Source organism: Renibacterium salmoninarum ATCC 33209 (assembly GCF_000018885.1).
Lineage (GTDB): Bacteria > Actinomycetota > Actinomycetes > Actinomycetales > Micrococcaceae > Renibacterium > Renibacterium salmoninarum.
The window spans coordinates 2,265,654-2,277,816 of sequence record NC_010168.1 but is presented as its reverse complement, the minus strand read 5'-3'; the positions used below and the strand labels follow the sequence as shown (position 1 = coordinate 2,277,816).

The 12,163-nt window shown below is 57.2% G+C and carries 5 protein-coding genes and 1 pseudogene; 4 read left to right on the top strand and 2 right to left on the bottom strand.

The genetic code is table 11. The features are described 5' to 3' along the window. Positions 1 to 13 precede the first annotated feature (13 nt). Together RSAL33209_RS11240 and RSAL33209_RS11235 are read right to left on the bottom strand one after the other, a co-directional pair. Positions 14 to 7,303 (bottom strand): type I polyketide synthase, encoded by a 7,290-nt coding sequence (locus tag RSAL33209_RS11240; RefSeq protein WP_041685652.1) that lies wholly within the window; start codon positions 7,301 to 7,303, stop codon positions 14 to 16. A 601-nt stretch (positions 7,304 to 7,904) separates the two neighbouring features. Further along, a complete protein-coding gene (locus RSAL33209_RS11235) occupies positions 7,905 to 8,522 on the bottom strand; it encodes a TetR/AcrR family transcriptional regulator (RefSeq protein WP_012245924.1) in 618 nt (205 codons plus the stop codon). A gap of 71 nt (positions 8,523 to 8,593) precedes the next feature. Between RSAL33209_RS11235 and RSAL33209_RS18820 the strand changes: the two are divergent. The 4 genes and pseudogenes from RSAL33209_RS18820 (at position 8,594) to RSAL33209_RS11220 (ending at position 11,903) form a co-directional block, all read left to right on the top strand. Continuing rightward, positions 8,594 to 9,391, top strand: a pseudogene (locus RSAL33209_RS18820) (alpha/beta fold hydrolase). Positions 9,392 to 9,444: 53 nt separating this feature from the next. Further along, positions 9,445 to 10,593 (top strand): flavin-containing monooxygenase, encoded by a 1,149-nt coding sequence (locus RSAL33209_RS11225; protein ID WP_012245921.1) that lies wholly within the window; start codon positions 9,445 to 9,447, stop codon positions 10,591 to 10,593. A 42-nt stretch (positions 10,594 to 10,635) separates the two neighbouring features. Beyond that, entirely contained in the window at positions 10,636 to 11,040 is a 405-nt protein-coding gene (locus tag RSAL33209_RS17585) for a hypothetical protein (RefSeq protein ID WP_012245920.1), read from the top strand. Between the two features lie 5 nt (positions 11,041 to 11,045). Continuing rightward, positions 11,046 to 11,903, top strand: a complete 858-nt coding sequence (locus RSAL33209_RS11220; protein ID WP_012245919.1) for an SDR family NAD(P)-dependent oxidoreductase — start codon at positions 11,046 to 11,048, stop codon at positions 11,901 to 11,903. Positions 11,904 to 12,163 lie beyond the last annotated feature (260 nt).

Sequence of the window (12,163 nt, the reverse complement as noted above, 5' to 3'; positions counted from 1 at the left end):
TCGGCTGCCAAACTCACCACCCCGAGGCGGTGTAGACGACGGCATTGAGATCGCGCTCGCCCCAGGCCAGTTCTTTCAGTAGTGCATGCGTACCGGCGTCCGGATCAATCAGTTTGATACCGCGGCGGATGTAGTCGCGTCCCAGTTCGTGGCTGACCATGCCCGGGTTGTTGCCCGACGGTGCCCAAGGTCCCCAGTGCACGGTTACTGCTCGCTGTCCAGTGCGTAGCGCCCAGGCCGCCCCCATAGCTTCAAGCGCATCGTTAGCCGCGGCGTAATCGCTTTGACCGCGGTTACCTAGCGCCGCAGCAATACTGCCAAAGAACACCACAAACCCGGGGCTCACCGGAAGCGTGTCCACCACGCTCAGGATGGTTGCCGCGCCGTCGACTTTGGTGTTGTAAACCCGGCTGAAGGAAGACGGATCCTTATCGACAACCAATTTGTCTTCGATCACGCCGGCGGCGTAGACCACGCCGTCAATTCGACCGTAGCGATCAAAGACTGAGGTCAGCGCGGTGCGTACCGAATCAGCGTCGCGAACGTCAACTGATTGGTATTCCACCGTGCTGCCGGCCGCGCGCAGCGTTTCAATGGTCGAGTTCACTTCGCGGCGTGCCAAAATTTCGGTAGCTTCGCGTTCCACCGATGCGGCAGTAGCGCCAGCCCGCACAGCCAAGGCTCGACGCAGGCCGGCACGGTCGGTTGCTGCCGCGGTGTCAGCAGCTTCAGCTTCGGTAGCTAATGCGGTGCGACCGAATAACTCGATCCGGCAGCGACTAGTTGCCGCCAACGTTGCGGAAAATTTCGCCGTGATTCCACGAGCGCCACCAACCAGAACAACCACGGAATCTCGGTCAAGCTGAAGTGCCTCAGCCTCAGCCGCACCCTCACCAGCTGGGCCAGCTCCGGTGGAACCGAGTAGTCCTAAGTCACTTGTGGCTAGTTCTAAACCGCTTCGTTCGCCATTGACTAGGTTCACGATTGGTTCATTAGATGTGTCAGTAAGCTCGGCTATCAGTGCCGAAGCAACGACGTCGGCCGGTTTGGTCGGTTCCAAGTCGACAAGCCGCACCAAAGTCTGCGGATATTCTCTGGCCAGACTGCGGAACAGTCCGCGTAAGCCAATGGTTCGCTCAGCGCTACCGGTGCCGTCGGAGGCAAGCGGCCTGGCCGCGATCAAGTATCGCGGAGCTAGCGCTACTGCGGCTTTGATGAGCGGGAAGATCTCCGGCACATTTGCGGTGCCGGTGTTATCTAGCGGGTCTAGGTACAGCACGCCATCGAATGCGGCGTCAGGCGCGGTCAAAACGTGAAGAGCCGCGGACGGCTCCACACGTTGGGCAGAAGCGCCCAGAACATTAGCCGCAGCAACGGAATTCGCAGCAATTTCTCCGGAGCCGATCACCAGAATCTTGCTACCGGCCAGTGCGCCAGCCGTTGGAACGGGCAGGTCTAAGCGTGTTTTGCGAAAAACTAACCTTTCGGGAGCGTGGCCTTGGACGTCGGCCTGGACATTGGCAGTCGGGGCGGCAGTCGGGGCAACGGCCGGAACCGGTGCCTGCTGAGCTGGCTGGGTCACTTGAGCTGCCGGCGTAGCCGCTGGGCCGTTGAGCGAAAGCAACAGTTGCTCGGCGATTGCTCCAGTGGTGCGGGCTTTGGAGAGTTCTTCCAATTGCGCTTCGTTCAGTGCGGAGCCTTGAGCCCCGAAGCGCGCTGCCAGCTCGCCGGCGATTTCGGTGCGTTTGATCGAGTCGATGCTGAGGTCAGCTTCGAGGTCCAGATCGGGTTCGATCATGTCCGCTGGGTAGCCAGTGCGCTCACTGATGATTTCGACGACGGCGGCCAAGATGCTCGCCGAGCTCACCGCCGCAGTAGCTGCTTCAACAACCGGTGCAGCAACTGCGCTGGAGACAGCAGCTTGGCTAGCAGCAGCGGGAGTGCCAATTTTTTCCGAAAGCCATTCGGCAATGGCGCCGGTGGTTCGTGCCTTGGACAGTTCTTCAAGCTGCGAATCGGTCAACGAGGTAGACGAGCCGCTACCTGCAAGTTTGCTGGCCAGTTCGCCGGCGATTTCGGTGCGTTTGATCGAGTCGATGCTGAGGTCTGCTTCGAGGTCCAGATCGGGTTCGATCATGTCCGCTGGGTAGCCCGTGCGCTCGCCGATGATTTCGACGACGGCGGCTAAAATTGCGGCAGGTGTCAGGCCAGCGGGTGCCTGTTGCTGGGTTGCCTGCTGAGCTGGCGCCTGCAAGAGCGTTGCCGTAGCGGCCAAGACCGGAGCTGGCACGGGAGCGGCGTAGCTAGTTTCAACCGGTCGAGCTGCAGGCAGAACTGGCGCAGCCGCTAGCGGTGCGGGGTTGAAAACCTGAGACGGGCTGGACGGTAAGCCTGGGCCCGAACCTGTGCTGCCAAGATACCCGAGCAGTACGTCTCGTTGTGCTGCGACCATTTCTCGGCTGGTTCGCAGGAATTCGGCGACTAGGGTGTCACGCTCGCTGGCTGGCTGCTGGGTCTGGTGCACTACGGTGACCTCCTGGAGACGTCGGGCTGGGGCTAGCGCGCCGGGCAAGATCTTCCCGTCGCGAGTTTTGATGGTGACGCCGTTGACGGTCCACGCGGGCGTCGTCGGAATCACTGAGCTATTGATGTGTTGAATTTTGCGACCGCGGTAAAGCCAGTCACTGCTAACCGAGATACCTGTGGTTGCGAGTCTTGCCAGGGCAACCAGCAGCTCGCGGATGCTGCCGTGCGAGCTGGGCGCCAGCGGAACCACCGTGTGTGGTCGTTGGCCTAGGATCGCGGCAACGAGTTTAGAAAGAACCTGTCCTGGACCGACTTCTACGAAAGTTCGAACGCCCGCGGCGTACATTGATTCGATTTGTTCCATGAACCGGACCGGCGCAGTAACTTGTGCGGCGAGTTCGGCGCGAATCGCTTCGACGTCGGTCGGATAGGGAGCAGCTTGTCGATTGCTCCAAACCGGGAAGTTGGCTTCCAATAATGGCACTGTGCGCAGAGCTTCGGCGAAGTTGGTCGAAGCCTCGGCAATGACCGGGCTGTGGAATGCGCAGGCAACCGGGAAGGTTTTGACGCTGAGCCCGGTTTCGCGAAGTTTTTCTACCGCGGTTTCAATGGATACGCTAGCGCCAGAGATCACGGTCTGAGTGGGCGAATTTCGGTTTGCCAGTGTGACAGTTCCGGAGAGGCCCGCAGTTTGCAGCGCAGCCTCGATGTCTGCCGCTGAGGCAGAAATGGCAGCCATTTTTCCGGGCTCCTCGCCGATGGCCTTGACCACAGATTGCGCTCTTGCCGCACTGAGTGAGATCAAGGTCTGGGCGTCCACAACGCCGGCGGCTGCCAGCGCAGCAAGCTCGCCGTAGCTGTGGCCAGCGGCGACGTCTGGCTGTACGCCGCTCTTGTGAAGCAATTGACCCAAAGCCAAAGCAGCCAAACCCAAGACTGGTTGCGCAACCGTGGTGTCGGTTATTTGTGCGACTTGTTCGGCCGAGTTTTCGGCGTCGAAGGCGGCCGGCGGAAGCATTGTACTGGCCCATTCGCTGCCCAAAGCCAGCACCTCGTGGAGCTCGGGGAATGCGACAAATAGTTCTTTGAGCATGCCAGGGCGTTGGCTGCCTTGTCCTGGGTATAGGAAGGCGAGCGAGCCTGATTCGCTCTGGGCGGCTGGCGTATACAGCCCGGCGTCTGGGTCTGATTCGCCTTGAGCCGCTCTGGCAAGTAACAGGGTCAACTCGTCAATATCCCGAGCTACGACGGCGATCGAGACCGGTTTAACGCTATTGGCTGCGCGAAGCGAATTATTGGCGGCCAGATCACGCAACTTCCAGGGACGACCTTTGTCGTCGCCAAGGGAGACCATCGCGCCCAGTTCTTTGACCGCGCGAATGGCGTCCGTCGCCTCGCCTCGGAACAAGAACAACTCGGCTGGCCATTCGTCGAGGCTGTGTCGCTGTGGAGCTGAAACCTTATGCCCGCTGAGCACAATGTGGAAGTTCGTGCCGCCGAAGCCAAATCCACTGACACCGGCAAACCGTTCGTTCAACGGTATTGGCCACGGTGCTGATTCCTTATTGAAAACGAACGGGCTTTGCCCCTTTGTCCAAGCGGCACTGGGGGTGCTGACGTGCAACGTTGGCGGTTTGACACCGTTGTAGATAGCCAAAGAAACCTTGATCATACTGGCAACGCCAGCGGCACATTTGGTGTGGCCAATCTGGGATTTCACCGAGCCGATAGCCGCGTTAGCAACCGGGACGCCAGCTTCCAGGAAGACTTTGGTCAGCATAGACAATTCGGTGCGGTCACCAACCACGGTGCCCGTTCCGTGCGCTTCGACCAACCCAACTTGCGATGGCGCAACGCGAGCGTTGCGGTACGCCCTCTCAAGCGCAGAACGTTGGCCTTCCGGCCGGGGCGCGGTTAGCCCGAGCGACTTTCCATCGCTTGAGCTTCCGATGCCGCGGACGACCGAGTAGATCCGATCGCCGTCGCGCTCGGCATCCTCGAGCCGCTTGAGCACAAGGCAGCCGACGCCTTCACCGAGCGCGATGCCGTCCGAATTACCGTCGAAGGCTCGCGAACGACCGGTCGGGCTGAGCGCGGTGACCGAAGCGAAGAGCAAATAATCGTTGATCGTATTGTGCAGATCAACACCGCCGCAGAGCACAATGTTGCTGGTGCCTTGCGTGAGTTCCTTGCAAGCGACATCGAGCGCGGCTAGTGATGAAGCGCAGGCGGCGTCCATCGTGTAGTTTGCGCCGCCCAAGTCCAAGCGGCTCGCAATACGGCCCGCAATAACGTTTGAGAGCATGCCGGGGAACGAGTCTTCGGTGAGCCGGGGGAGCTGGTCTGCCAGTTCTGCCGGGATATTTTCAACGTAATTCGGCAGAATTGTTTGGATCAGGCTGGCATTGGACATATCGCTGCCAGCTTCAGCACCAAAGAATACTGAGATTCTGCTGCGGTCAATGTCAGAGCTAAGCTCGGCGTCCTCAAGCGCGCGCCGAGTTACCTCAAGCGCCAACAACTGAGCTGGTTCGATTGCTGCCAGAGATGCTGGCGGAATGCCATAACGTAGTGGATCGAAGGGAATTTCGGGGAGGAATCCGCCCCATTTTGAGGGGCTGTGAATGCCGTTCGACGTCGGATTGTCGTAGTACACAGCCGGGTCCCAACGGTCCGGATCCACTTCGGTAACCACATCTTTTGCATTCACTATCGTGGCCCAAAATGCGGCTAGGTCAGGGCTGCCGGCAAACATGCCGGCCATTCCGACGACGGCGATGTCCAGCGGCGCTGGGGTGGCAGCCTCTGCTGACGCTTCGACGAGCTTGGGGGAGTGTTCTTCGAGGAAGGCAGCGGCCTGGCTGCTAAGCGTTTCATGTAACTCAGCGACAGTAATGATCGATGAGCGCAAGGCGACAACTTCGCCAGCCATGAACATGCCTTCGGAAAGCTGCCGATCAGCATCAACTTCAAGCAACTCGGAACCGATTCGCTCAATGCCTTTGCTGGCCAATCGCAAGCGACCCAGATTGAGTGCCTCTAGCTCTTGCCAAGCGTCGCGATCTTGAGTTCCTTCGGCGCTGAGCCTGGCCTTGATGGCCAAAAATTCCTCGGTGAAGGGGCTCGTGACGCAGCGGGTAGCGTGCCCAGGCGCGGTCTCCAACTTTGCCGTGGACTCGCCAGCTACTACTTGATCCTGGAAAACCCGGCTGATCGCTCCGGAACTGACAGCTTCAGCGGTGAAAAGGTAAGCCGTGCCCACGAGTAGGCCGATCAGCGCACCCTTTGCGGCGAGCGGGGCGGCCATGGCGGCGACCATCGCCGCGGATCGCTCGTCGCTGATGCCGCCAGCAAAATAAATGGTGACTGGTTCGCCGTCGAGCTTGTCGATCCGGTCTTCCAATACCGCCAGCTGCGCCTCCCAGAGCGCGAAGCTATTGCGCGGACCAATATGTCCGCCACATTCAGAACCTTCGAAAATGAAGCGGCGTGCGCCAGCGGTGAGGAACTGATCCAAAAGTGCGGGGGAGGGCACGTGCAGAAAAGTCTTGATGCCCACTGCTTCCAGCGCTGCCGCCTGGGCAGGCCGGCCACCGGCGATGATTGCGTGGCTGGGACGCACTTCATGCACGATTTCTAGCTGAGCGTCCTTAGTTGCGTCGTCGGCAAAGCCCAAGATGCCCACGCCCCAGGGCTTGTTGCCAATCTGATCGCGGGTACCTTCAAGCATCTTGCGGCTTTGCTCCGCATTGGACAACGCCAGCGCGATGAAGGGCAGGCCGCCAGCCTGGGCCACCGCGGTAGCGAACTCGGGCTGGTCACTTACCCGAGTCATTGGTCCTTGTGCCAGGCCTAGGCGAGTTCCCATTGCCTGCGCTAACGGAGAATCAGCCAGCAGGATCGAAGTGTCGGTGGGCAGCTCGATTGCTTTGCGTAGCCCTTTTACCGCTGCTGGTACGGTACGCCAAAGTGATTTGAAGCGCGCTGCGAGAAAGCCGTCCTGGCCAATCGGGACCAACTGATTGTTGAGGTCATTGCTGCCAAGTCCAGCGGGGAGTGAGATTTCCGCTGCCGACTTATCGCGGCCAGGGCCACGCCGGCGGAGCACCCGATACCCGTCAATGACGACGGTTTCAGAGCCATCCATACCGGCCAGCGCGTTGCTGAGCTCGGGCGATGTCTCAGCTTCGGCGAGCAACGCAAGCTGGGTGTCTAGCACCACGCCGGCTGCCCCGCCAGCAAGAGCAGCGCGAGCCGTATGAGCTCCGATTCCGCCGCTGGCCCATACCCGTAGCTCAATGTCGGTCGAACTGGTCAGCTGTTGAAGCAGCACGAACGAGCTGAGCGGGCCAACCAGGCCACCGCCGTCGCTCCCGTGGGCGATGAGACCATGAACTCCGGCACGCTGGGCAACCAGCGCTTCGTCGAGAGTCCTTACTTCGGCAAAGACGACAGTTACTGCGGGCAGAGCGCCAGGTGCCCAGTCTTTGACTGCGGCAACTTCGCGGGCTAAGAGAACATGGCTTGGATGCGGTTGGCCCTCAGCGAAGACTTGCTCTGGGCGCAGGGCACAAGCGGTATCTACCCGGATTCCGAAAGGTTCAGAGGTCCATTTCCGCAAAGAACGGAGCGCGTCTTGAGCTTGGTTCGCAGATGCGCCCAGATCGAGTACACCCAATGCTCCGGAGTTTGATGCTGCGGCTGCTAGCCGTGCGTCCGGAGTGGCGAAAGGGCTTATCGCGATGATCGAGATGCGATGTGCAATATCAGGGCGCATGGAATTTCCCATCCCTGGATGCCGAAAGGCTCCAATGTAAAAAAGTTAACCGGCAAAGGCGTTTAGCGAAGAAAATAATCTCCTGCTTACTGCAATCTTTATTGTAGAGTCATAATTCCATGCGTCAAGCGGTGATTGAAGGATGTACGTCTTGTTTACCTGTTAGGTGCTCAAAGTTATTAAATCTGAAATATATTGAAATACATCTGGCATATTTTTTTGCGAAGTTAATTGCGATAAGCGATTCAATATTATTAAGCGACAATTTGTTGCATAAATGCTCGAGAGTGCCGCTACTCCTTGAGCTACCGGGCCTGATTGGCGCATGGGTGTGGTTAGCTCGAAGGTGGGAGCGCCTGATTTAGTGGCTCAACAGTAATTTATCAGCCATGTGATATTCGTTACATGAGAGAATTTTTCGGGTCAATTCCGATGAAAGTATCGTATAAGTTCAACGACGGAAAATTGCCAGCAGCCATTGCGATTTGTGACTGTATCAAAGTCATTTCAATCAGCTTAAATACATTTCATGTCTACTAGACCCTGAGTGTAATTGCAATATCCGACCGGATAACCTTCTGGTTATACTTTTACTAACACGTCATATTTCTTCCTGCGTCAAAGCCTCAAATACACATTGCAGCGCCAAAGGGATCAAATCACTGGGTTCGAGTGCTGGAGATTCAGGAAAGCGTGAATGCGTCATGGCACCGTCATAGACGGCCATGACAATTCTGACCAATGTGGTGAGCGGCACCGTGGGGCGCCTGCCCGTGCGTTTGATGGCGGCTAGCCACATCGGCTCCAAGCGTTCGCGTAGTCGCCCTCGATGTTCGGCTAAGGCTTGGGCTGCTGCTGGATTACGCATTGCTTGAGCCGCGAATTCGGCATTGAGTAATTGCCAGGTGTTCCCTAGCGGTAGCAGCGATAAGACGCTACTCACGATTTCACGAACGTCCGTTGGGGTTGCGGGCTGGGTGAGCGCTTCTTCGAGGCGCTCTAGATAGATGCCCACGTTGTAGTCATAAAGCGCAAAAAATAGGTCATCAACAGAGCTGAAATTCGAGTAAAAGGCGCCGCGGGTGTAGCCGGCTCGCTCGCAGATCTCTTCGATGCTCGCTCTTTGAATGCCGTGTTCTAGCAATATTTTGCCGGCGGCCTCGAGGAGGCGTTTACGAGTCTCGGATCTGCGTCGGGGAATTTTTTCGGTGCCGATCATGGCCAGAGTCTATCCAATACAGAATGTTTTGAATACATTATGTATTGACACTCGATGGAGAGAGGTTCTAAATGCCAGTTTTGCCAATTGGACCGGACGTGAAGCGAATTTCGATCAACGGTCGAAGTACTCGCTACATTGACGTTGGCGAGGGGCCGCCACTGTTGTTACTGCACGGGATCATCCGCAGTCTTGAAGACTGGGGCCAAGTGATTGACCCGCTGTCAAAGCACTATTGGGTACTTGCGCCCGATCTGGCCGGATTTGGCTTCTCTGACGATATCCCGGAGTACACGCTGGACAGCCTGGCGGAGTACCTTTGGGGTTTTCTCGACGCTGCCGGGGTGTAAGAGCCAGTACGTCTAGTAGGCAATTCACTAGGCGGCGCGGTGATCATGCAGGCTGCCGTTGCGCAACCAGGGCGCGTAGACCGGGTGGCTTTGGTCAACAGTGCCGGGTTTGGCAAAACCGTCACTATCGCTATCCGAGCCTTAGACATTCCTGTTATTGGCCCCAAATTACTGATGCCTTCGATGGTCATGGCGAAAAATGTAGAACGTTCGCTCTACCGGGACCAGCGCATTGTGACAAGTGAGCGAATCCAGCTGGGGTTCGACATGCTTAGCCAACCGAATGCGGTTCGTGCTCTAGAAGAAACTGCGCGCTTCCTAGGAAGTTTTCGAGGAGTCCACGAAGCGTGGCGACGGACGCTGCTGGACCAATTCAAAGCCCTGGGTAAGCCAACGTTGGTGATTTGGGGTACGCACGACAAGATCTTGCCGGCCACACATATGGAGAATGCCAAGCGTGAGCTGCCGCAGGCACAACATCACCTTTTTCAACGAGTGGGGCATATGCCACAGACCTGAGGTGCCCGAAGCGTTCCTGGCCGTCGTCGAACCTTTTTTAGCGAGTAGCCACCATGACTGATCTGAAGCCAGCTGAACTGCACATCGAAATTGCCATTGTGGGTAGCGGATTTTCCGGCTTAGGGGTGGCGTGTGAACTGGTCAGAAAAGGTCGCCGGGATTTCATTGTGTTGGAACGTGGCAACACCGTTGGCGGCACCTGGCGAGACAACACGTACCCCGGCTGCGCTTGCGATATTCCCAGCGATCTCTATTCGTTCTCCTTCAGACCAAACCCTTATTGGTCGAGCAATTACGCCTCGCAGCCAGAAATTTTGGCCTATTTGCGACGGGTAGCCGCACAGTTTGGACTGCTGGCGCCAAAACATGGCGAGCCGACCGACAAGGCGATGGACGACGTCGAACTGCCGAACGTGCCAAATTGCACCATTAGCTTCGGTACCGAATTGCAGGGTGCAGATTGGGATCCGATCGCGCAGCATTGGCGTATTGAAACCAATCGCGGCACGGTACACGCTCGCTACCTGATCTCGGGGCACGGGCCGCTCATTACGCCAAAGTGGCCCGAAATTGCGGGTCTAGCGAGCTTCAAAGGCACCGCCTTCCATTCGGCGCAGTGGGATCACAGCGTTGAACTAGCAGGCAAGCGAATTGCAGTGATTGGCGCCGGTGCCAGTGCCATCCAGTTTGTCCCGCATCTTCAGAAGATCGCTGGCGAGCTGACCGTGTTCCAGCGGACAGCGCCTTGGATCACTCCACGAGGTTGGCATCCGACGAGCGAGCGCCGTAGGGAACTTTTCGTCAAATACCCGATCCTGCAAAAAATCGATCGGCAGCGAAAGTTTCGAATCTTAGAAACTCGACATTTGGGCTTCACCACACCACGATTCAACAAAGTCATGCAGGATTTTGCACTCAGCTACTTGGAGCGGAAGGTCAAGGATCCACAACTGCGCGCCAAGCTCACCCCGGATTACCGGATTGGTTGCAAGCGGATTCTGATTTCTGATGACTATTTCAAAGCAGTTCAGCAACCCAATGTTGAACTGGTTACGGAGTCGATCCAACGTATTACCGAGACCGGCATCGTCACCGAAGATGGCGTGGAGCATCCCGTTGATGTGCTGATTGATGGTACCGGTTTTGTGGCAACTCAGCCCAAGATTGCCGGGCTGATCCGGGATGGTGACGGAATTTCGTAGGCCGAACGTTGGGGTGCAGACTTTGAGGCACATCGCGGCACGATGGTTGCGGGATACCCCAACCTGTTCCTGATCGTGGGGCCGAATACCGCGCTCGGTCATAATTCGATCATCTACATGATCGAGGCGCAGGTTCGCTATGTACTAGCAGCCCTCAAGCACACCAAGCGGCGCGGCGCGGTGGGATTGGTGCCAAGTGCACAGGCGCAAGCCGGATACAACGAATGGATTCAGAAGCGGATGAAGCGGTTGGTTTGGGTACGCGGCGGCTGCTCGAGTTACTACCTTTCCAGTAACGGAAAGAACACCACGCTATGGCCAGACCGGGCGGCCGCTTTCCGCAGATTGCTAGGCAATTTCGATGCGCGAAGTTTCCAGTTCGTCAGCAAGCACACATTCGGCCAAAATTCCTCGTCCAGCAAGAATTTCATCGAGAAAGCGGTATGACAAAAATGTCTGAATTTCCTTATACCTCTGGAGCTACGGTGCTCACAGGTGCAGCTAGTGGAATCGGTGACGCGCTGGCGCGTGGACTTGCCCTGCGCGGCGTCGACCTTGCCGTAATAGATAAGAACGCAGAGGGTCTAGCGGCGCTCGCAGCGGATTTGCGGGCCAAGTATCCACGGTTGAATATCAGCACGCATGCGGTGGACCTAAGCGATGCGGATCAAATCGCTGCCTTGCCGGAGGCGGTTAAATCGCAGCATCGACGGGTGAGCATGTTGATCAACAATGCCGGAGTGGCTCTTGGTGGCGCATTCCAAGATGTATCGCTGGCGGATTTCGAGTTTGTCATGGACGTCAATTTCTGGGCGACGATCAGGATGACTAAGGCATTTTTGCCGGATCTACTCGAAGCAGCGCCAGCTCAGTTGGTGAATCTTTCTTCGTTGTTCGGGATTATTGGTGTTCCGGGACAGGCTGCGTATTCATCGAGCAAATTTGGTGTTCGAGGTTTTTCCGAGGCTTTGCGGCCCGAACTGGCACATCAGGGCGTCAAGGTGCTTCAAGTACACCCCGGTGGAATTAAGACAAATATTGCCAATGCTGCTCGGATTGGCGAAAACGTGCGCCGGGAGCAGGTTGGTGATGTGCGTAGCTCATGCAACAAACTGCTGACTATGGAGCCACGAGTTGCTGCTGAGCAAATCCTTGCTGCAGTTGCGGCCGGAAAGAACAGGCTGGTGATTACTAAAGAAGCCAAGTTCCTGGATGTCATTGCCAGGCTAATGCCGTCCAATTATGGAAGTACCATCGGCAAACTTATGGCACAAAAGAGCGGAATTTCGGCAGAAAAGCTGATCGTTTGATGAATTAGGTGCAGCTGGGGTGCACGCTAGTTTTTGGCACATGTGGCCAGAATCTCAGTAACTTCATAGCGATCTGCCCGGATCCCTGCAGCGGCAAGGATCCGGGCAGGGCCGTCTTTGCACCGGAATTGCCTTTTGACCGTTATCGATTTGTTATCAACTGTTGCCTCCCGTACCGTCGCTTAAAAGTTTCTGCCAGGGATGTTCCGGCGATTGTTCGGAAGACGTCAATTGTGGAAACGATGGGCACCTAGCATCCG